Annotated in this window: 20 protein-coding genes, 1 tRNA gene and 2 pseudogenes; 7 read left to right on the top strand and 16 right to left on the bottom strand. The window is 45.6% G+C overall.

Annotated features, from left to right (window positions below):
- Positions 1-167 precede the first annotated feature (167 nt).
- Positions 168-749 (top strand): ceramidase domain-containing protein, encoded by a 582-nt coding sequence (locus EP25_RS0104150; protein WP_268745436.1) that lies wholly within the window; start codon positions 168-170, stop codon positions 747-749.
- Between the two features lie 164 nt (positions 750-913).
- Here EP25_RS0104150 and EP25_RS0104155 read toward each other — a convergent pair whose 3' ends face one another.
- Both EP25_RS0104155 and EP25_RS0104160 read right to left on the bottom strand, forming a co-directional pair.
- Positions 914-1,180: a hypothetical protein gene (locus EP25_RS0104155; protein ID WP_031432728.1), complete on the bottom strand. Its 267-nt coding sequence runs from the start codon at positions 1,178-1,180 to the stop codon at positions 914-916.
- Positions 1,181-1,201: 21 nt separating this feature from the next.
- Complete coding sequence (locus EP25_RS0104160) at positions 1,202-1,675, bottom strand: hypothetical protein (protein WP_031432729.1); 474 nt, start codon at positions 1,673-1,675, stop codon at positions 1,202-1,204.
- Between the two features lie 111 nt (positions 1,676-1,786).
- Between EP25_RS0104160 and EP25_RS23410 the strand changes: the two genes are divergently transcribed.
- The 4 genes from EP25_RS23410 to EP25_RS23415 all read left to right on the top strand — a co-directional run bounded on the left by EP25_RS23410 (position 1,787) and on the right by EP25_RS23415 (position 4,930).
- Entirely contained in the window at positions 1,787-2,041 is a 255-nt protein-coding gene (locus tag EP25_RS23410; protein ID WP_160172693.1) for a hypothetical protein, read from the top strand.
- A 574-nt stretch (positions 2,042-2,615) separates the two neighbouring features.
- A complete protein-coding gene (locus EP25_RS23795; RefSeq protein WP_235185835.1) occupies positions 2,616-2,714 on the top strand; it encodes a hypothetical protein in 99 nt (32 codons plus the stop codon).
- 365 nt (positions 2,715-3,079) lie between these two features.
- A complete protein-coding gene (locus EP25_RS0104165; protein ID WP_031432730.1) occupies positions 3,080-4,393 on the top strand; it encodes an IS1380 family transposase in 1,314 nt (437 codons plus the stop codon).
- A gap of 357 nt (positions 4,394-4,750) precedes the next feature.
- Positions 4,751-4,930: a hypothetical protein gene (locus tag EP25_RS23415; RefSeq protein ID WP_160172694.1), complete on the top strand. Its 180-nt coding sequence runs from the start codon at positions 4,751-4,753 to the stop codon at positions 4,928-4,930.
- 329 nt (positions 4,931-5,259) lie between these two features.
- On the opposite strand, the pseudogene EP25_RS24230 reads toward EP25_RS23415, so the two are convergent.
- From EP25_RS24230 to rpsB, 11 genes and pseudogenes are all read right to left on the bottom strand, one after another.
- A pseudogene (locus tag EP25_RS24230) lies at positions 5,260-5,625 on the bottom strand (DUF6538 domain-containing protein); the annotation flags it as partial.
- Between the two features lie 137 nt (positions 5,626-5,762).
- Positions 5,763-5,850, bottom strand: a tRNA-Ser gene (locus EP25_RS0104180).
- A 362-nt stretch (positions 5,851-6,212) separates the two neighbouring features.
- A complete protein-coding gene (locus EP25_RS0104185) occupies positions 6,213-6,920 on the bottom strand; it encodes a DsbC family protein (protein WP_031432732.1) in 708 nt (235 codons plus the stop codon).
- Between the two features lie 89 nt (positions 6,921-7,009).
- A complete protein-coding gene (gene rseP, locus EP25_RS0104190; protein WP_031432733.1) occupies positions 7,010-8,371 on the bottom strand; it encodes an RIP metalloprotease RseP in 1,362 nt (453 codons plus the stop codon).
- Positions 8,371-9,555, bottom strand: a complete 1,185-nt coding sequence (gene ispC, locus EP25_RS0104195) for a 1-deoxy-D-xylulose-5-phosphate reductoisomerase (RefSeq protein ID WP_031432734.1) — start codon at positions 9,553-9,555, stop codon at positions 8,371-8,373. The genes rseP and ispC overlap by 1 nt, the downstream gene beginning before the upstream one ends.
- A complete protein-coding gene (locus EP25_RS0104200) occupies positions 9,552-10,427 on the bottom strand; it encodes a phosphatidate cytidylyltransferase (RefSeq protein ID WP_031432735.1) in 876 nt (291 codons plus the stop codon). The genes ispC and EP25_RS0104200 overlap by 4 nt, the downstream gene beginning before the upstream one ends.
- 16 nt (positions 10,428-10,443) lie before the next feature.
- Positions 10,444-11,202, bottom strand: a complete 759-nt coding sequence (locus EP25_RS0104205; protein WP_031432736.1) for an isoprenyl transferase — start codon at positions 11,200-11,202, stop codon at positions 10,444-10,446.
- Positions 11,203-11,214: 12 nt separating this feature from the next.
- The gene (gene frr, locus EP25_RS0104210; protein ID WP_031432737.1) at positions 11,215-11,772 is read right to left on the bottom strand and encodes a ribosome recycling factor; all 558 of its coding nucleotides are present in this window, start codon (positions 11,770-11,772) and stop codon (positions 11,215-11,217) included.
- Positions 11,762-12,496, bottom strand: coding sequence for a UMP kinase (gene pyrH / locus EP25_RS0104215; RefSeq protein ID WP_031432738.1), 735 nt, complete (start codon positions 12,494-12,496; stop codon positions 11,762-11,764). Before pyrH ends, frr begins: the two co-directional genes overlap by 11 nt.
- Before the next feature lie 87 nt (positions 12,497-12,583).
- Complete coding sequence (gene tsf / locus EP25_RS0104220) at positions 12,584-13,459, bottom strand: translation elongation factor Ts (RefSeq protein WP_031432739.1); 876 nt, start codon at positions 13,457-13,459, stop codon at positions 12,584-12,586.
- Between the two features lie 142 nt (positions 13,460-13,601).
- A complete protein-coding gene (gene rpsB / locus EP25_RS0104225; protein ID WP_031432740.1) occupies positions 13,602-14,345 on the bottom strand; it encodes a 30S ribosomal protein S2 in 744 nt (247 codons plus the stop codon).
- A 480-nt stretch (positions 14,346-14,825) separates the two neighbouring features.
- Here rpsB and map point away from each other — a divergent pair, with 480 nt between their 5' ends.
- Both map and glnD read left to right on the top strand, forming a co-directional pair.
- The gene (gene map / locus EP25_RS0104230) at positions 14,826-15,590 is read left to right on the top strand and encodes a type I methionyl aminopeptidase (RefSeq protein ID WP_031432741.1); all 765 of its coding nucleotides are present in this window, start codon (positions 14,826-14,828) and stop codon (positions 15,588-15,590) included.
- Complete coding sequence (gene glnD, locus EP25_RS0104235) at positions 15,587-18,226, top strand: [protein-PII] uridylyltransferase (RefSeq protein WP_235185836.1); 2,640 nt, start codon at positions 15,587-15,589, stop codon at positions 18,224-18,226. Before map ends, glnD begins: the two co-directional genes overlap by 4 nt.
- 71 nt (positions 18,227-18,297) lie before the next feature.
- Here the strand turns inward: glnD and EP25_RS0104240 are convergent, their stop codons facing one another.
- The 3 genes and pseudogenes from EP25_RS0104240 to EP25_RS0104255 all read right to left on the bottom strand — a co-directional run bounded on the left by EP25_RS0104240 (position 18,298) and on the right by EP25_RS0104255 (position 20,906).
- A complete protein-coding gene (locus EP25_RS0104240; protein ID WP_031432743.1) occupies positions 18,298-18,696 on the bottom strand; it encodes a PilZ domain-containing protein in 399 nt (132 codons plus the stop codon).
- 390 nt (positions 18,697-19,086) lie between these two features.
- Positions 19,087-19,518, bottom strand: a pseudogene (tnpA, locus tag EP25_RS0104250) (IS200/IS605 family transposase).
- A gap of 173 nt (positions 19,519-19,691) precedes the next feature.
- On the bottom strand, positions 19,692-20,906 hold the full coding sequence (locus EP25_RS0104255; protein WP_031432744.1) for a UbiH/UbiF/VisC/COQ6 family ubiquinone biosynthesis hydroxylase: 1,215 nt from the start codon (positions 20,904-20,906) through the stop codon (positions 19,692-19,694).
- Between the last annotated feature and the right edge of the window lie 19 nt (positions 20,907-20,925).

Consider the following 20,925-nt stretch of genomic DNA (forward strand, 5'->3'; position numbering starts at 1 on the left):
GGGTAAGGGGAAGTTGCGCCTGAAAAACGGAAATCAATGCTTAATTCCCTTTTTGACCGCTCAATTTCTCCTTACGATCGCATGTTTTAAAACAAACGAGGGTTTCGATAGGGTTTCAAGGGACTGATGAAATATCCGGGCTAGACCCGGGATTTTGGGCTGAACCGATAAACGCCCTCAGCAATATTGCCTTCCTGATCGCGGCATGGTTTGCTTGGCGTTTGGTCAAACAACGAAAATGTTCGAACGGCGGAGCAAATGTGCTCATCGTGCTGATTGTCGGCATCGGTCTCGGCAGTTTCGCCTTCCATACGCTGGCCAATCGCTGGTCCATGATAATGGATCTGATCCCTATATTGTTATTTCAACTGGTTTATTATTGGCTGTATGGCCGTAAAATCATGCAATTGAAAGCGCTTCAATCGATCGCTTTATTGTCGGTTTTCTTAGTGTTGATTAGTCTGGGTAAACTGTATCCGCAAATTTTTAACGGCTCACTGTTGTATTTCCCTACTCTGCTGCTATTAGCCATTATAAGTCTATTCCATTACCTGCATAAAAAAACGGAACGCTGGTTAATCTTGGGCGTCTTCGCACTTTTTCTGCTTTCATTGTCGTTTCGTACACTGGACAATCTACTTTGCCAGCAAATCCCGCTCGGCACGCATTTTTTATGGCATCTCAGTTGCGGATTGACGGTTTACCTGCTAACCCGGGCATTGATCGTCAATCTAACGGAAAAAATTTAATTACCCACTGAACTACTCAGAAATTGTTTAATCTAATAATACGGAGATAGTGTAACCGGTTATGTTGCCTGCCCTTTCAATCTTTCAAAGCCATTCGATCAAATCGATGCACGGACTCTCTAAAGAGTCCCAAGTTTGAAGGAGCGGGCGATATGACCGGTTTTTTATTGTCCTAATCGTTTCTGAATCTCTTGGTATATATCCTTCAATTCATCGCCGATCGTTTTTGCCGCATGCATTAATTCAGCACTAGCTTCTTTACTATCGTCGTTAATAATTCCGAGCTGATCGAGAAAACTCGCCCATTTTGGCTCCGATTGCCGCCAAAGCTCCTTCGCTTCCATGCCGGCAAGATGAAGTTGTACATCAATTTCATCACGCTGCTGTATTAATGTTTTTAACAGCGAATCAAGTTCCTGTCTGACGCTCATCAACGACTCCTTTGTCCAGGCTTAGCTCAAAAATGGCTTGAAGGACTCATTATTATGTTGCCTGCAGGTTTTAAAACGATAAAACTTGCCTTCGACAGACACTTCGATCGTTTCAAGATTAGCAGTGCGACTGCATCGAGACCCTTTCGCCGTTGCCGCCTGGCATTGTTCCACCTTCTGCGACATGTCGATTATTTCTTCTTGTGCCGGCTGAGTAACTTTGGTTTTTTCTTCTATCCTCTCGCTCTGCAGCGTTTCAGCATCTGTCTTAGTAGCGCTTTCTTCGGCCCCATGATGCTCTTCCTCGCCATGAGGATGAGGAGTTGCTTCCGCAATCAGTTTTTTTCTGAAGATGACCAGTAAAGCTAAGAAAATGATCAAGGGTGCATATTTGAAAGAAGGTTCGGGTTCGAATTCCTCAGCTAAAGCATATCCGCTATAAATGTAGAATACAGAAATCGTCATGAAATCAGTGCAGAGTTTTATTATTTTCATTGTTTTTCCTCTTAGTTTTATTCAGACTCAAGCATACGTTCATCTATTACAATACCTATTAAAGTCGAGTTCAAGTGTTCATCGTCTAAATTGTAGAAAAACATCTAATTATTGCTTGAATTACGCTTTATAAAAAACCATCTATGTGGCCTGTTTTTTAAATCTGAAATGCTTGTGATTACTTGCCGCAAGGTTTCTGCAATTGAACCGGCGGACATTTCACTGGCACATAATAACAAATACCCGCAGCCCCTTGCTTCGGTTTTAGTAAAGTTCCGCCAACTTCCATTCGAAAAAAAATTGGCAGGCATCGGTCGGCATGGTTTTGGTTACTTAATGATAGCAGTATGGACAAGTAATCGTTGATTCAATAATCTGGCCATCGAGATAGTTTCGGCTATTACCTGTCTATCGACTTTAATCGTATCTTTACCGACAAAGCATCATAATCAAGCGCTATGTGTGCTCTGCCAATAACAATTAAACATACTCTGGAGTATTGCTACTGTATTAAAAGATGCAGAGAGGATTTTTAACTAAACCCAAGATCTATATTGGAATGTATCCCGAAATTCGTACTGGATATTTATTGAAAACCTTGACCTAGCTAGCCGCAATATATCACCAATGCTGACGGAGATCAGGTTTCAGTCGTTTTATCGATGTAAGATCTCGAGGACTTGGCCGCGATTGCAGAACAGAAAAACGAGCCCACTATTCCTTCTTGGGAAACTGTTAAAAAGGAGCTTCATAACGATGGCTTATTACAGGATTGAATTTAAGCCGAGAGCAATTAAGCAGCTTAAAAAAGTTTCCAAGCGATATTATTACCGAAGTATCAAAGCAAATTTACCTGCTTGCAGAAAACCCTCGACCTGACGGATGCAAATAACTGTCGGGGGAACATTCCTACAGGGTAAGAATTGGCAATTATCGCGTTGTGTATTCGGTATTAGACGATATTTTAATCATTCAGATCATCAAGATCGGACACCGAAAAAGACATTTACAAGTAATCAGTTTAACCGGGCTAGGTTAGCTCCCGAAAGCTGGATTCGTCACCCAGTTGCCCTGCTACCTTCTGTGACGCTGTTCTTTCAGAATCTAAATTTCTTCAATAGTCAACTTGTCGCTTATAGAGTGAAGTGCGGATGATTTTATAATCGTATCTTACCATTTTTCCTGACTAAAACCGCTTATTCCCGGCGGAATCAAGTTTAATCCTGGATTATGGGTGTTACAAACGCATGCCGGAAGCTATGAAACCCTGTTAAACGTGTGCCGGGTGTTTCATCGGACAATCCGACGCTATCTAGCCCGAATATTTCATGATAGAGGCGGGCAAGCTTGTTGATATTTGATAAAATTCAGTTACTTATATTGAATTTAACCAACAACTTGCCCATGACAAATTGTACTCCAGCTCAGATAGAATTTCCTCCCTTAAAACGCCGTAAAATAGACGCCCAATTCAGTGGTGGAGCGATCACCAGTGATGGCGGTGTGCTGTTGTTACGAGCGGTTGACCAGCAGTTAGGGTTAACCGAACGGATAGCGGCGCAGATTCCTGACGCCAGAGCCCCTGACCGCGTGCAACACTCTGTGATCAACCTGCTCCGTCAACGGGTTTATGGCTTGGCGTGTGGGTATGAGGATTTGAATGATCATGACACGCTCAGAAATGATATCGCCTTGCAGACGGCGGTGGAGCAGGATCGCACCCTCAGTAGTCCATCGACCTTGTGCCGGTTTGAGCAGCAGGCGGATCGCGCCTTGATGTGGCGAGTTCATGAGGAGTTGCTGGCACAGTTTATCGCTTCGTATGAGACACCGCCGAAATCGTTGATCCTGGATTTCGACGCCACCGACGATCCGGTTCATGGCGAACAGGACGGACGTTTTTTTCATGGCTACTATCGGCACTATTGTTTCCTGCCGTTGTATGTCTTTTGCGGCCATCACTGCTTGGTCAGTTATCTACGTCCCAGCAATATTGATGGCGCCAAGCACAGCTGGGCGATTCTGGCTTTGCTGGTTCGGCGCTTGCGTCAGGCTTGGCCGGACGTTGACATCACGTTTCGCGGCGATGGCGGTTTTTGTCGCCATAAGATGCTGAGTTGGTGCGAGCGGCATCGCGTTCACTATATTGTCGGGTTGGCCAAAAATAAACGCTTAACGCGCTTAAGCCAACCCTGGATTGAACAAGCCCGGCAACAGTTCCAAAGCGAACAGCAGAAACAGCGTCTCTTTACCGATTTCCACTATAAAGCCGGCACCTGGAAACGCCGACGCCGTGTCATTCTTAAGGCCGAACACATGAGCCAAGGGAGTAATCCCCGCTATGTCGTAACCAATCTGGACGGCGATGCACAAACACTCTATGAAACCGTTTACTGTGCGCGAGGCGACATGGAAAACCGGATTAAAGAACAACAATTGGATCTGTTTGCCGACCGCACCAGTTGCAGCCTGTGGTGGCCGAATCAGTTTCGTTTGCTGTTATCGACACTGGCCTATACGTTGATCCATGCGATTCGCCGAATCGCCCTCAAAAATACCGAACTAGCGACAGCCACTTGCGCCACCATTCGCCTGAAATTGTTTAAAATCGGTGCCGTCATCATTCGTAACACCCGTCGTATTCGACTGCTGTTCAGCAGTCAGTATCCGTTTCAATCCTTGTTTAAATCCGTTTGTCAGCGCCTGTGCCCTGATTAGTACAAACAAAGTGCTGTGCCCGGCACGCTGATAAACAATGGGGTAAGGGGAAGTTGCGCCTGAAAAACGAAAATCAACGCTTAATTCCCTTTTTGACCGCTCAATTTCTCCTTACGATCGCATGTTTTAAAACAAATGAGGGTTTCGATAGGGTTTCAAGGGACTGATGAAATATCCGGGCTAGGTAACTTCTGACCCATTTGCTCGCATTGGGCGATGCTTTATTACCGTTTCGGGGCCGCCAAGCTGGAAATATCAGCTTGTGCCTTTCGGACTTAACCTTGTCTACACAGCGAAAAATCCCAAATCAATCAATTTTGAATGAACCGGAAAAACCGCCTTGATGAATGGTTTTTAATGGATTTATTAACTTTTTCGGCGCTATCGCCTTCGTCATCAAAATTGAAATACCAAGTCCCGGTCGTTTCATCCTGCAAAATGTCGGCGACGGGGTTCAATTGGCAAATCTCGTTGATTCTAGAGCCGGTATGTAATCCGATCAGCGGCAAACCCTTTCATTTTTTCATGGCCGAATAATATTTGCAGTTCATCCGGCCTTATCGCCCGTTGCTTATTGATACCGGTGACGCACTCGCCATGATAAACCGCCCCCTTTACGCTCAAAGCTGAAAACCCCTGGTCTTTATAATGTGAACGCTTCCCCAGTTAATAAGAATGCTTATACAAGCACGATAAGCGTTCTTAAAGGTTCCTTTAGAAATACATTTGCCCACCAGCATTAGCTTCAATGATTTCCCTTAAATTCATTTCCTAAAAATAATTTTTTAGAATCACGTCTTGGAGGGGAGTTTTTACGCGTCATCGAAATAACCGTTTACATCAGGCTATAAAATCTGATTGATTGGTCAATTTCCAACTAATTGAAGAAATACCGGCAACATGGCCTTTAGCTTTATCAAAGTGGATTTATTGCTGGGGTCATATCGTTTAAGAAAATCATCGATAACAACCGACAACAACGGCGCGGAAGATTTGACCTGAATAGGTAAAACAGGGGGAGAGATATTATTTTCTGGCTCAACGAATAGCGGCTTATCAATATCGCAAACCTTACCGGCTTTCAGATCGTTTAAAGCGGCTTTGAAGTGTGCGGCAAGCCTTAACGCTTTGTGGGTTGCCTCTGTTCTATTTTCGGCTCTGAGACTTTGGGTAATTTCTCGAACTTTGACCGAATCGCGGAGTTCGGCGGGAACGACAAAACGAAAATAAAAGACGTTTTTTTTCGTCTGATTAGGTAGGGGATTTTAGCCATAGCAACAATCCTTTATGTAGCATGTTTTTGTAGCAAAAAACCGCTCTTACAGTAAGAATTTGTTGTTTTTGACTTATGAATCAATAGGTTAATTCATGGCGGAGAGGCAGGGATTCGAACCCTGGGAACCTCGCGGTTCAACGGTTTTCAAGACCGCCGCTTTCGACCACTCAGCCACCTCTCCAAGAGCAGAATATAATACAACGTAATTTACGATAAATCCAGTTATATTTGCATATTTATTGTAAATTCCTTTGTATTGCCATCCTATTCCGCAACTCATTTTCTATGCAACCTTGATCTAAGGCTACGATTCAGTATATTTTTTTATTTTAGTGTTGGGTGTCATAAGAGATGAGTCTGCATCGTTAAAGAGAAGCCGTTAGATAAACCAACTTCTCCTAGTGAACAATTCAGAAAGACCCAGATCTATCACGGCAAGCCTTTAATCATCCTTAGGAAAATCATTGCTTACTACGTAGTAGTAATTGAAGACATATTTGAAGGGGGGGTTAGTAGAGCCCCCCCCATCCAGAGTAGATATGATTATTCCGCTGCCAATGCCTTAGCTAATTGCTTTGCCGGCACATATCCAGGAAAAATATTTCCTTTCTCGGTCACGATCATCGGTGTTCCTTTCGCTCCAAATTCCGCTCCTAATTTCATGTGTTCATCGACCGGATTTTCACAGGTTTTTTCTTCGGGAATTTTACCTTGCTTTGCCGCTGTTAACTCAGCATTTCTATCCTCCGAACACCAGACGGAAATGGCTTTTTTATAGGAATCCGACCCTTTTCCTGCTCTCGGGAAAAACAGATATTGAATAGTAATACCTTCAGCCATGTATTGGTCGATTTCCGAATGCAATTTACGGCAATATCCGCAATCGATATCGGTAAATACCGAAACCTTATAACGGCTGTCTTCCGGTTTAAAAATTATGGTTTTATCATCCCCCAACTGATCGATAGCCGCTCTCCGGCGCGTGGCTAGTTTATCCTCCGTTATATCCTTGCGTGCATCAATATCGATGACATGGCCTTGCATTAAATATTTCCCATCTTCGGATACGTATAGGATATTCGACCCTATAGCGACTTCATAGAGTCCATTGATTTCCGAGGGCTTTACACTATCTAGCTGTAATGAAGGCATGGATAAATTAAGGGATTTTCTGATTGCAGTCTCATCAGCCTCTACAGCTCCACCCAAAACAGCACTGAATAGCGCTGCAATACCGATTAGTTTTTTCATTATACTCCTTCCGAATACTGAGTTATTTCGAGTAAATATGGACTGAAAAAAAGAGTATTAGTTTCTATGTGATACATCATAAAGTTTCTTCATTGAAACAATTTCTCTAAATCCAGAAACATGGCCAGGGTCATCAACGAGATTAGTAGCAAAACCCCAACTTGTTGAAAAAGAAGCTGCATATTTTCCGAAACCGGACTACCCTTTACAGCTTCAACAGCAAAAAACAATAAATGGCCGCCATCCAAAACCGGAATGGGTAATAGATTTAAAATTCCCAGGCTGACGCTGATCAGGCCCAGATATTTTAAAAAAGGAACCAAACCCATTTCAGCCGATTGTCCCGCATACTGAGCAATACTGATGGGGCCACTCAAATTTTCCACCGAGGCCTGTCCAATTAGCATTTTTCCAATCATCATCAACGTTCCGACAGAAAACTGCCATGTTCTCTCCAAAGCAACCGGGAAGGCCTGCAAAGGCGAAAGGCTATAAGTAACACGAATCGAATCCAATAAATCTTTTGGAATTTCCACCCCTGCACCAATTTTGCCGATGGTTTTACCATCCTGTTCTACAGCCTCCGGAATCACATTGAGGGGCAAACGTATCCCGCCTCTTTCTACGATCAATTTGATTAATGTTTGCGGACGCTCCTGAACATATTTGACCCACTCCATCCATTCATTAATAGGCTGACCATCCGCGCTGACAATTAAATCGCCTACTTGCAAACCTGCTTGTTTTGCCGCTCCTTGCTCAAGCACTTTACCAATAATCGGTTTCAACTTCGGTGACCAGGGCGTCAATCCCAAACGTTCATAAAGAGTTTCCGGTTTCTCGATATCATGTCCGGAAATTGAGATAACCTTAACCCGCTCGAAATCATCCTGAGATTTGACGGCCAGCTGAATCGCCTGGCTGCCACTCATCGCCTCCGAGAATAACGTACTGATGGCTTCGGACCAGGTCGGTACTTTCCTGCCGTTGATTTTTAGAATTTCATCGCCTTCCTGCAAACCGGCATCGGCAGCCAGAGTTCCAGGTTCGATCGCTCCAATAATGGGGCGAATACCGGTTTCGCCTAGTATCAAAACAGTCCAAAACAAAAAAACGGCCAACAACAAGTTGAAAATGGGGCCAGCAGCAACAATTGCCGCGCGGGCCAATAAAGACTGGCGATTGAAAGCTAACGGCAGATCTTCCGGCTTGACCTCACCTTCTCTTTCATCAACCATTTTGACATATCCACCCAGGGGAATCGCTGACAAAGCATATTCGGTCGAATCCGGTGTTTTTCGATACGACCAAACGACCTTGCCGAAACCAACCGAGAAACGCAACACCTTGACGCCTGCTTTTCTGGCCACCCAAAAATGGCCAAATTCATGAAAAGCCACCAGCACGCTAACGGCCACGGCAAAATAAAACAGGCTGTACAAAATGTCCATTAGCTTAATAACCCCTCAATCACGCGTTGTGCCTCGATTCTAGCCTGCCGATCGGCATGCAATACGATGTCCAAGCTATCGGCGGAGTCTGGAGTGAAATGCGCCATGGTACGCTCGATAATGACAGCGATATCGGTGAAGCGCACCCGTTCGTTCAAAAAGGCATCCACCGCAATTTCATTAGCGGCGTTCAGTACGGTCGGCATAATGCCTCCCGCCTTGATCGCTTCATACGCCAATCGCAAACAGGGAAAACGCTCCAAATTAGGTTCCTCAAAGTCCATTTGCTTAACGTCGAAAATATTTAACGGTTCGACGCCGGAATCAAATCTGTCCGGCCAGGCCATCGCATAAGCAATCGGCGTCCGCATATCCGGGTTGCCCATTTGCGCAAGTACCGAACCATCGACATAATCGACCATGGAATGAATAATACTTTGCTTATGTATCACCACTTGAATATCGTCTGGAGACATATTGAATAATAAGCAGGCTTCGATAAGCTCCAAACCCTTATTCATCATCGTCGCGGAATCGACAGAGATTTTTCGCCCCATGTCCCATTTGGGATGCGCAACCGCTTGTTCCGGCGTTACGTCATGCAATTCCTCGACAGGTGTCTCCCTAAAAGGTCCACCCGATGCGGTCAATAAGATACGACGGGCTTGTTTGGCCTTATGGCCTGTTTCATATCCACCAGGCATGCACTGAAAGATAGCGTTATGTTCGCTGTCTATAGGCAGCAAATGCGCACCGCTTTCCTTAACCGCGCGCATAAAAATATCGCCCGACATCACCAGCGCCTCTTTATTAGCTAGCAATATGGTTTTACCCGCCTTTGCTGCCGCTAACGTCGGCAGCAAACCAGCCGCTCCCACAATCGCCGCCATTACCGAGTCGACTTGATCCAACGTTGCCACTTGTTGCAAAGCTTCGGCACCGGTCAAGACGTTGATATCGGATACCGGCGAATCGGCAAGTTTATCCTTAAACGCCTCGGCTTTTTCTTCCGCCGCAACGACGACATATTCGGGGTGATGCGTTAAGCACTGCTCGAACAAGCCATCAATATTGTGATTCGCGGTTAGGGCAACGACCCGATATTGATCGGGATGCCTGGCAACGACATCTAGTGTGCTAACGCCAATCGAACCGGTCGCGCCGAGAATACATAAGCCTTTCATGCAAATACACTCCGCCCAATCAAGAGAATTCCCGCGTAGAAAAAGGGCGCCGCAGCGATCACGCTATCCACCCGATCTAAAACGCCGCCATGGCCTGGCAACAAAAAACCACTGTCTTTGACGCCTTTTTGTCTTTTAACCAGACTAAAGAACAAATCGCCGTAGATCGACACCAGCACGGTCAATACCGAAAGAAAAACAAAATCCGTCGCAATTAGGATGTGGAATTGGTAATAAAGACCTAACGCGACAGCACATAGAAAGCCTGCCGCTAGTGCACCATACATTCCCTGCACGGTTTTTCCGGGACTGATTTGTTCCGCTAGTTTTTCCTTGCCGAATTTTTTGCCGGTAAAATAAGCGGCAATGTCCGCTACCCAAATTAAAATCAGGAAATACATCACCATTTCAGTTCCGTAAAAAGCCCTTAATCGACTCAAGAACATCCATGCCGACAACAATACAAACCAGCCAATGAGGCCCTTATATTTAACCTTAAGATTCAGTTTAAGCAACTGATCGGGAACTTTTCTGATTAAAATCATCAGCAATAACCATAACACCACCGGCCCGATGACCAACCACTCCAGGACTCCCGAATATTCCTTGATACCCGGCCATTCCATGACCTCTGCCATGACTTCAAGAATCATTGTCCAGGAAAAAATGACAAACATCGGCAGTATCAACGCCAAGAGAAAAAGTAATTTGGACAGGATTTTTTCCATGCCAATCAGACTTGTCCACTCCCAAGCAGCCAATAAGACGATGACAGCAATGAACAATGAAAAATAATTTGACGGCAATAGAAATATTGCCGCGACTGCTACAGCAAGCAATATCAAAGCGGTTATGATACGAGGAAATAACATGATTGTTTATGTTGAATTATGATTGTTTAATGACTTGTTCGCCTGTATGACCAAAACGTCTTTGCCTACGCCTAAAACTGTCGATGGCCTCACTCAGCAATGCCTCATCGAATTCGGGCCATAGTGCATCGGTGAAGTAGAACTCGGTATAAGCCATTTGCCACAGCAAAAAATTACTGACACGTTGCTCGCCACCAGATCGAATGAACAAATCCGGCTCGTGCAAATCGGCCGTTGATAAATGGCGATTCACCAAGTCCTCGTTAATATCCGAAGCCTGCAACAGCCCCTGCTCTATCTTTACGGCAATTTGCCGAAACGCCTCAGTAATGTCCCATCGCCCCCCATAGTTTGCGGCAATGTTCAACGTCAACCCACGATTGTTGCAAGTCTGTGCCTCGGCCTGAGCGATTTTAGCCTGTAATTTATCGGAAAAGGCCGTTTTATCGCCAATGATACGCAAGCGAATATCGTTTTCGTCGAGCTTATCGACCTCACTCTGCAAGGTCATCATGAACAATTCCATCAAGGTATTAACTTCGGCCTGGGGTCGGCGCCAATTTTCACTGCTGAATGCGAATAACGATAACACCTCGATTTGTTGCTTAGCGCAATATTCAACGATCTTACGCACCGTCTTAACGCCTTCACGGTGCCCCATCACCCTGGGCATCAGCCTTTTTTGCGCCCATCGTCCATTACCATCCATGATAATTGCGATATGTCGGGGATTACCGTTATCGGTTGTTATTTGATTATTCAGGTCAGCTGGCATATTGACGCTCAATCACATGGACAGTAGATCAGCTTCTTTTTCTTCAAGATACTTTTCCACTTCCTTAATGTATTGATCGGTAATTTTCTGTATTTTATCTTCGCCTGCGCGCGCCTCGTCCTCGGAAATCATTTTTTCCTTTAAAGCCTCTTTGATCTCGTTGTTAGCTTCTCGGCGAATATTTCGGATGGCAACCCTGCCTTGCTCCGCTTCTTGCTTGACAACTCTTACCAAATCCCGGCGCCGTTCTTCGGTCAACGGCGGTAGCGGAATCCGGATGACCGCTCCTTGGGTGGCCGGGTTCAAACCTAAATCGGATGCCATGATCGCCTTTTCTATCGCTTGAACCATGTTTTTTTCCCAAGGCGTAACCTTCAAAGTCCGAGAATCTTCCACCGACACATTAGCGACTTGAGACAAAGGCGTATCAGAACCGTAATATGAAACGTTAATCTGGTCGAGCAGACTGGGATGCGCCCGGCCGGTTCTTATTTTGGAAAAAGCCTTTTGCAATGCTTCGATACTTTTGGCCATTCGCGCCGCAGCATCCTGTTGAATATCACTGATCATTTGTTTTCCTCTTCTCGATTAAGGAGCCGATATTTTCCCCCTGCATCAAACGCATGACGGCTCCCGGCTCAAAAATATTCATCACCCGCATAGGTAAATCGTTATCCCGACACAAGACCAATGCGGTCGTATCCATCACATTCAGCCGCTGATCCAACGCTTCGTCATAGGTCAAATGGGGATAAAACAGCGCATCCGGAACTTTTTCGGGATCGGCGGAGTACACTCCTTTTACCTTGGTAGCCTTAATCATTAATTCGGCATTGATTTCAATGGCTCTCAAACTAGCGGCCGTATCCGTCGTAAAAAATGGATTCCCGGTTCCCGCAGCAAAAATAACCACCCTACCTTTCTCCAAATGCCTAACGGCACGGCGGCGTATGTAGTCCTCACATACCTGATTAATCTTTAGCGCGGTCATCACCCTCACCGGTTGACCAAGATATTCCAAGGCATCCTGCATCGCCAAGGCATTAATCACGGTTGCCAACATCCCCATCTGATCGCCGGTTACACGATTCAAACCCTCCGACGCAGTTTCAGCGCCTCGTAAAATATTGCCTCCGCCAATCACTAGGCCTACCTGAATGCCGGCATCGCATAGATCTTTCACTTCCAGAGCCAGGCGCTTAACGATGTCTGGATCTATACTGACCCCCTTCTCATTCATTAGCGCCTCACCGCTCAATTTAAGCAAAATTCTCCGGCATATCAATCGACTCATATTCCAGTTTCCACTATGTCATTAAAAAGTAATAGGATTTACTGCTTCCATAAAAAACCCGGTCAAAACCGGGTTTTTTCAGAGTTATTAGCCTCTTACTTGAGCCATAACCTCTTCGGCAAAGTTCTCTTCTTTTTTCTCGATGCCTTCGCCTACCTCAAAGCGAGTAAAGCGTATCACCGAATTATCTTTGGATTTAAGCAATTGCCCAACAGACATTTTATCGTCCTTAATAAAAGGCTGCCCTACCAAGGTAATTTCACCCAGGAATTTTTTAATACGTCCGCTGATCATTTTTTCAACAATTTCAGCAGGCTTTCCACTTTCCAACGCTTGAGCGGAGAAGATTTCCTTCTCTTTTTCAATTGCCGCCGGTTCGACTTGGTCTTCATTCAGATAAGCCGGGTTACTCGCAGCCACATGCATGGCCAAATCCTTGCCTAATTCCGGATCGGGTTTTGCCAATTCCACGATGACGCCAATTTTATTACCATGCAAATAACAAGCTGTTCCACCTTGAGCATCATATTTGACAAAACGTCTCACTGTGATATTTTCGCCCAATTTCGCAATCAAACCACGCCGTGTTTCATCGACGCTCGATCCATTGGAAAGAGTCATCGCCAATAACTGCTCGTTGTCGGCTACATCATTATTCAACAGCGTATTGGCTATATCGTTGACAAAATTAACGAAATCGTCACCTTTGGCAACAAAATCAGTTTCGCAGTTAACATCCACCATCACCGCTTTTTTCGCATCGTCGGAAATTTGAACGCCAATTACGCCTTCGGCAGCGGTTCGATCCGATTTTTTATCGGCTTTAGCCAAACCGGCTTTGCGCATATTTTCAATAGCGGTTTCCATGTCGCCGTTCGCTTCGACCAAGGCTTTTTTACATTCCATCATGCCGGAACCGGTTCTCTCACGCAGTTCCTTTACCATTGCGGCAGTAATACTCATTGTTTTTTTCCTCAATATTTTCAAACTAAAAAAACGCCTCACTAGGAGGCGTTTTGAAAGGCTCAATTTTTATCCTGAAAAGCTCAGGGTAAGAAAATTTTTCACTTTGCACCCTTAAGCCGCCCGCGCAAAGCGAAATTAATTATTCTTCAGCAGTCACTTCTTCAACAAATTCATCAGCTTTTGCCGATGCATCCATAACGGCAGACTTCGCATCGGTGATCGCGGCGGAAGCGGCTTCGCAATACAGCTTAATTGCTCGAATCGAATCGTCGTTACCCGGAATAATGTAATCAATATTATCAGGAGAATTGTTGGAATCGACCACGGCAACTACCGGTATACCTAATTTTTTCGCTTCCATGACGGCATTTTTCTCATAACCGACATCCAGCACGAACAAGACATCGGGAATACCTCTCATATCCTTGATACCGCCCAGGCTGCGCTCCAATTTTTCCATCTCGCGTTCCATGCCCAATGCTTCTTTCTTATTGAAACGTTGGTAAAGAGTACCATCCGCCTTCATGGCTTCCAGCTCTTTCAGACGATTGATGGACTTCTTGATAGTTTTGAAGTTGGTTAACATGCCACCCAACCAACGATGATTCACGTAAGGCATGCCGCAACGCTTGGCTTCTTCAGAAACCACTTTGCGCGCCGCCTTTTTCGTACCAACAAACAGAATATTGCCTTTGTTGGCGGTCATTTGCCCGAGATAATTCATTGCATCGTTAAACAGCGGCAAAGTTTGCTCGAGGTTTATAATATGAATTTTATTACGGGCCCCGAATAAATAAGGAGCCATTTTGGGGTTCCAATAACGGGTTTGATGTCCAAAATGAACGCCCGCTTCGAGCATTTGACGCATTGACACTGCTGCCATTGATAGTTTCTCCTAATGTTTTGCCGAAAATATTCCGGCATTGGGTTACGCCTCCACCTGCCCCGCCTGGAAACCCGTAGACTCGAAAACGAGACATGAGCACCCTACCAGCCGTGCCGACAGATGTGAGTATTAAAATTAATTTACCTTTATACCATAAACAGACACCAACAACAAACCACTATCCTCCAATTTTTCCAAGCTTGCTGACACCCGTTAATCAATACAGAAAAAAGCCTTGAATAGAATGCATATACAGAACATCATTTTACAAAAAGCTTTAGTGAGAATTGCTGCCATTTATTAGTTTTTGTTATAGTAAATCAACCGACTGATTCCATGGTCGCCGACACAAGGATTGATGCTTTGCTTTAAACAGCGACGGTTCTAAAAACCCTCCCGGCTTTTCGCCGCAAACGTAACCAATCAACGCCTTTTAAATTTTTAACAACTGGCATTACCAACATTAACCCATCGCAAATGAGCATTCTAATTAAAACTGCTGATGAAATAGAAAAAATGCGAATCGCCGGCAAACTGGCGGCTGAAGTACTGGAAATGATAGCCCCACACGTCGTCGCCGGCGTTAGCACCAATGAACTCGATCAAATCTGCCATGATTATATCGTCAATGTGCAGCAAGCTATTCCCGCCCCCTTGAATTATCGAGGCTTTCCCAAGTCCATTTGCACATCAATCAATCAGCAAATATGCCACGGCATTCCCAGTGAAAAAAAATTAAAAAACGGAGACATAGTCAATATCGACATTACCGTCATCAAAGATGGCTACCATGGTGATACGAGCAAAATGTTTTGCATCGGCAACGTTGCTCCTCACGCCAAAAGACTGGTGGAAGTGACGAGAGAGGCAATGTTTTTGGGCATAGAACAAGTCAAACCTGGCGCGACGCTGGGCGACATAGGTCACGCCATTCAAAAACATGCCGAATCGAATCGCTATTCCGTGGTCCGTGAGTTCTGCGGCCACGGCATTGGCAAAAATTTTCACGAAGAACCCCACGTCATGCATTTTGGCAAACCCGGTCAAGGCGAGGCGTTAAAACCCGGTATGATTTTCACGATAGAACCCATGATCAATCTAGGCAAACGCCACATGAAAATATTAAAAGACGGTTGGACCGCGGTAACCAAAGACAGAAGCTTGTCAGCGCAATGGGAACACACCATTTTGGTCACGGAAAGCGGCTACGATATTCTGACCTTACGCCAGGAAGAATTGTGAAACACACCAGCGACATTAGCAGCGGATACAAGAACTTCTTTAGCCAGCCCCAATCCATCAGTCTGTTTAAAGAGGCGATCCGAAACAAAACCCGACAACTACAACAACAATTCGACCCGCAACAAAACGTTCTGGAATTACTCCAGGCAAGATCGGAGTTTATCGACCGCCTACTCAGCGCCTGCTGGCGACACTTTCTAAACCAATATGCCGCCTCCCATACTCTGATCGCTACCGGCGGTTATGGCCGCAACGAGCTATTTCCTCATTCCGATATCGATCTCGTCATACTGCTCGACGCCGACCACCAGGATGTTGTCGGAAAAGAATTGACCCAGTTCAGCAACTTTCTTTGGGACATCGGCCTCAAGCCCGGACTGAGCGTACGCACCGTCGAGGAGTGCATAGATAACGCCCGCATTGACCAAACCATCATCACCAGCTTGATGGAAATGCGACTGATCGATGGCGCCTCGCACTTATTCGAACAACTGAAACAGGGAATTTCCAGCGAACGACTATGGCCTTCCGCGGAATTCTTCCAGTCAAAAATGGAGGAACAAAAAAAACGCTACAGCAAATTCGATGAAACTGCCTACAATCTGGAACCTAATATTAAAGAAGGGCCCGGCGGCCTGCGCGACCTGCAGATCATTGCCTGGGTGTTTAAGCGGCATTACGGCTCGACGACCCTCAGAGAATTAATTAAATACGGCTTCATGCCGGATTCGGAATATGAAGAACTAATCAGAGCCAGAAACATATTGTGGCGCATTAGATTTGCCTTACACACGCTTACCAATCGATGCGAAGACAGGCTATTGTTCGATTATCAACGCGACTTGGCGCAATTATTCGGTTATACCGATAAAAACGATCAACCGGACGTTGAAAGCTTCATGCAGTTTTATTTTAAAACCGTGGTTTGCATGGAACAGCTGAATGAAATTTTATTGCAAGTGTTCAGCGAAGGCTTCATCGATAGCAACAAGCGTAACGAGCCCACTCCCATCACCGCCGATTTCTCCGCCATCAACGGCTATCTCGAAGTCAGTCATAAAAATGTCTTTAACGACAATCCGCTGACACTATTGGAAATCTTTCTACTTCTACAACAAAGCCCTTCACTGAAAGGGATCAGAGCCACCACCATCCGCCTGATACGCAAAAGCGTGCATCTAATCGACGATGAGTTTAGGCATAACAAAAAAGCTAATCGCTTATTCATGGAGATCTTACGCCAGCCACGAGGAATAACCCATCAGTTACGCCGCATGAATCGATATGGCATACTGGCTGCCTACTTACCCGGCTTCGCCAATATTACCCTGCGCATGCAGTATGATTTGTTTCATATTTACACCGTAGACGAACACACCATGTTCGTTATCCGCAATCTGCGCCGCTTCTCGCTGGCAAAACACAATAAAGAACTTCCCTTCTGCAACAATATTTTTCTCCTAATCCCCACCCCGCATATCTTATACATTGCCGCGCTATTTCACGACATAGCCAAAGGCAAGGGCGGAGATCACTCGGTTCTCGGAGAAAATATTGCCCGCGAATTTTGCCTGCAACACGATATCCCTTCAGGCGATACCAAACTAATTACCTGGCTGGTCCGCAACCATTTATTAATGTCGACCACGGCACAAAGAAAAGATATCAGCGACCCCGAAGTCATTCACGAATTTACTCTTCAGGTTGGCAGTATTAAATACTTGAATTATCTATACTTGCTCACCGTAGCCGATATTCGCGCAACCAATCCAAGTTTATGGAATTCATGGAAAGACTCTTTGTTAAAGGAGCTTTACATCGCCACTCACAACGCCTTACATCGCGGCCTGGACAAGCCGATTGCCCGGTCAGAAAGAATTGGGGAAAACAAGAAAGAGGCAACCGATCAATTACTCCGACTCAATCTCTCCCTGACCAGCATCGAAAAAGCGTGGCAACACCTTAATGACGATTACTTTCTACGCTATTCGCCTGACGAAATCGCCTGGCACACGGTCGCAATCGCCGCATCCCGCCCAGAGGACTTTCCCTTGGTATTGCTCAGACCGCAAACCCAGCGCGGCAGCGCCGAGATATTTATCTATACCAAAAACGTAGAACTGTTATTCTCTATCTGCACAGCCACCCTTGACCAGTTAGGATTAACCATCCTGGATGCACGCATCCTCACGACCGCCGATCAATATGTCCTGAACAGCTTTCAAATACTGGAGCAATCGGGAGAACCAATAAAGGATCTATTTAGGGAAGTGCATATTTGCACGTCTTTACGCAACAATTTAGTGAGTCGAGAGATAAAACCCCACAAAAACATCCATAAGCAATCCAGGCAAGCCCGCCATTTCCCCATCAAAACGCGGATATCCTTTTTGGACGACCCTACACATCAACATACAATACTGGAGTTAATCACCACCGATCGAGCAGGCCTATTGTCGATTATCGGCCAATCCTTCGCGGCACTGGACATTCAGCTGCATGACGCACGAATCACAACCATCGGCAGCCGCGCGGAAGACATGTTCTATATTACCGACAAACAATCCCAGCCAATCCAGGATCCTACCGTCCTGAGGCAATTGCAAGACTTGATGTTAGATTCGTTGGACAATTAAAAATACGAACAGCGGGAGCCATGCAAAAAAATGGCCGCCAAAACGGTTGTACAGACAATCTCTATAATTTTTTACAAAGCATCATGGCGCTGGTCGTTTGACGGTAATGAAGATTCGATAAATCGCACCAGCCTTTCATAATGGCTTTTATCTAAATCCATATAACGCATACCGATCTTGCACCTATCGCTGGCCACGCGTCGTGAAAACGCCACATGGCATCGCGCCTCGATTTTCGCCGTACCGCCATTTTCATCAGGCAAATCCAACCAAACAAACAATTCAACCGGCTTACCGTCACGCACAAAATTACCGCCAGGCGTGACTAAATTCCGTTCAATCGTATTGCATTCCACACACAGCCCCTCACTGGAAGCATCCGAAGCCACTACTTTCAGACGAATCCCATCCTCATTGGCAATAACGGCCGACAAATTAGCAGTGACACGAGGATAAATTCTTTTTTCCATGCCGCACCCAAGTAAAATTCACTCGTTATAAAATTAGCTTAAATTATATATTTTTCTAGCCTAAATAAAAGGTTGAAACATCTATTTAATGTAATATCTATGATATTTTACAAGCTATTTTACTTAACTTATCTTAACAATTGCTGATATTAAAGACGCCCCGCACCGTTTTTGAAGAAGTCGAGCCAATCCTTGCCAGACTCCTCAGCGCTAAAACTAGCCGTCATACATTTTCCTTTCCGTTACTGACTCCGAGCGGGCATCAACAGGCCAAAAAGTGACAGCCTGAACGCATATCCTCACAATTACCACTAAACAACCACCCGCTCAAGCGGGTGGGTTCCAATAACGGACTGAAAGTCCGGATACGCGTCGACTAAACGACGCGTCTTAGTCGGGCTCCATCTTGAAATTATCGTTTGGATTAGGTTCAAAGTGATGCTCCAAATATTGCTTTATCATCTCATCAGTCATTTGCCCCACTGTGGCGCAAAAATAACCGCGGGCTCAAAAATGTCGACCCCAATATCGCTTTTTCAAGTGCGGGAACTCTTCGAACAGATAGCTCGAAGTTCGTCCCTTGATTCGCCTCATGATTTCGCTTGGGGCCATAGTCGGCGGCGCACTCACCAAAATGTGCACATGATCTTTGCTCACGACACCTTTGATAATCCGTATCTCAAAGGCTTCGCATGTCTGCCGCACCAAGTCTCTCACTCGTTCGGCTATTTCATCCTTCAGCACTTTATAACGATACTTCGTAACCCAAACAAAATGATACTCAATTTGGTAAACCGTATGGCTGCCGTATCTATAGTCCATCGCCACCTCCTTGGGCAAATTATCGCAGCTAAAGCTGACCGGCTAAAGCCGGTGGTTTAAACCTTATGATGGATAATTAAATTTTATAGTTATCGATAAAAAGAAAAACCTGAACAGCTCACAAATTCACATCATTTAAGGGAACGCGCCACTCCTTTCACCGACACAAAAGATCAGCTCAACCTTTCGCCACGCGCCAACTTCGGTAAATTGCCATCCAACCCCATCGCGGCACGCATCACCTTATTTTTTGCGGGCTTAATCCGCTCCGCCATCCCCAACCCCAAATTTCTAAGGAATTTAACAGGCAACACATCGTTACTAAAAAAGCGATAAAACAAATCCATCACCGTCATCATTTTTAGATTGTCATTTCGCCGCATCGATTCATACCGTTTCAGCACCCTAATATCGGCAATATCCTTGCCTTGCCTTTCCGCCTCGACTACTACTTCGACCAACGCCGCCGCATCAAGCAGGCCAATATTGACGCCCTGCCCGGCCAATGGATTAATCATGTGCGCGGCATCCCCGACCAAAGCCGCACCTTGCTTGACATATTCTTGAGCATGCTGCCGTTTTAGCGGAAAGCTAGCGGTACCGAGAACCTTATTGATCTTGCCCAAACACGATGGAAATGCTTGCGTGAGTTCACTGATCAACCGCTCAGGAGGGAGTTTTTTTAAGCGCCTGACCTCGTCAGGGGAGTTGTACCAAACGATCGAGCCAAAATTTCCCGTCAAGGGCAGGAAGGCTTGCGGCCCTGTCGGCACGAAACGCTGCCAGGTGATGTCCTGCTGCGGATAATCGGTTTCCACATAGATAACCAGAGCATGCTGATTGTAATCCCAACTGGTCACCCCAATCCCGACCGCCCGCCTGACTCGTGATTGCCCGCCATCGGCCGCCACCAGCAAGCGGGCATCCAATACGCGTCCGTTATTCAACTGCACAGAAGACCCGGTCGATTGATAATCGATGCCGGCAACCGCAACCGGCGCAATTAATTCAACATTGTCAAACTGCCGCAAACGATCCAATAATGCCAACTGGGTCACTCTGTTTTCGACAATAAACCCTAATTCGGAATAATCGATATCATCGCTCTTAAATTCGGTGTCCCCGGCCGTCTCCCAAACTCGCATACGACGAAAAGGGCAAAGGCGCCGATTGACCACGCCATCCCAGGCACCGACCGCCTGCAAAATGCGTTGCGATGCGATGCTGAGCGCCGAAACCCTGAGATCATGAGGCTGATCCATGGAAAACGATTCCGGCAAATCCTGTTCCAACACAGCGACCTTTAAATCGCTGTCTCCCAATCCACAGGCGACAGCGGCACCCACCATGCCACCCCCAACAATGACTACATCAAATTGTTCATTCATATTTTAATTTTTTTAACCA

This window comes from Methylomarinum vadi (assembly GCF_000733935.1).
Classification (GTDB): Bacteria; Pseudomonadota; Gammaproteobacteria; order Methylococcales; family Methylomonadaceae; genus Methylomarinum; species Methylomarinum vadi.

Bases quoted from the DNA above. Each gene is read 5' to 3' on its own strand.
- EP25_RS0104155 (WP_031432728.1), bottom strand. From the start codon at position 1,180: ATGAGCGTCAGACAGGAACTTGATTCGCTGTTAAAAACATTAATACAG.
- pyrH (WP_031432738.1), bottom strand. From the start codon at position 12,496: ATGAGTCGATTGATATGCCGGAGAATTTTGCTTAAATTGAGCGGTGAG.
- rseP (WP_031432733.1), bottom strand. From the start codon at position 8,371: ATGGACATTTTGTACAGCCTGTTTTATTTTGCCGTGGCCGTTAGCGTG.
- EP25_RS0104240 (WP_031432743.1), bottom strand. From the start codon at position 18,696: ATGGAAAAAAGAATTTATCCTCGTGTCACTGCTAATTTGTCGGCCGTT.
- ispC (WP_031432734.1), bottom strand. From the start codon at position 9,555: ATGAAAGGCTTATGTATTCTCGGCGCGACCGGTTCGATTGGCGTTAGC.
- EP25_RS0104160 (WP_031432729.1), bottom strand. From the start codon at position 1,675: ATGAAAATAATAAAACTCTGCACTGATTTCATGACGATTTCTGTATTC.
- EP25_RS0104185 (WP_031432732.1), bottom strand. From the start codon at position 6,920: ATGAAAAAACTAATCGGTATTGCAGCGCTATTCAGTGCTGTTTTGGGT.
- EP25_RS0104165 (WP_031432730.1), top strand. From the start codon at position 3,080: ATGACAAATTGTACTCCAGCTCAGATAGAATTTCCTCCCTTAAAACGC.
- EP25_RS0104205 (WP_031432736.1), bottom strand. From the start codon at position 11,202: ATGCCAGCTGACCTGAATAATCAAATAACAACCGATAACGGTAATCCC.
- tsf (WP_031432739.1), bottom strand. From the start codon at position 13,459: ATGAGTATTACTGCCGCAATGGTAAAGGAACTGCGTGAGAGAACCGGT.
- map (WP_031432741.1), top strand. From the start codon at position 14,826: ATGAGCATTCTAATTAAAACTGCTGATGAAATAGAAAAAATGCGAATC.
- EP25_RS23415 (WP_160172694.1), top strand. From the start codon at position 4,751: ATGGATTTATTAACTTTTTCGGCGCTATCGCCTTCGTCATCAAAATTG.
- rpsB (WP_031432740.1), bottom strand. From the start codon at position 14,345: ATGGCAGCAGTGTCAATGCGTCAAATGCTCGAAGCGGGCGTTCATTTT.
- EP25_RS0104200 (WP_031432735.1), bottom strand. From the start codon at position 10,427: ATGTTATTTCCTCGTATCATAACCGCTTTGATATTGCTTGCTGTAGCA.
- EP25_RS0104255 (WP_031432744.1), bottom strand. From the start codon at position 20,906: ATGAATGAACAATTTGATGTAGTCATTGTTGGGGGTGGCATGGTGGGT.
- frr (WP_031432737.1), bottom strand. From the start codon at position 11,772: ATGATCAGTGATATTCAACAGGATGCTGCGGCGCGAATGGCCAAAAGT.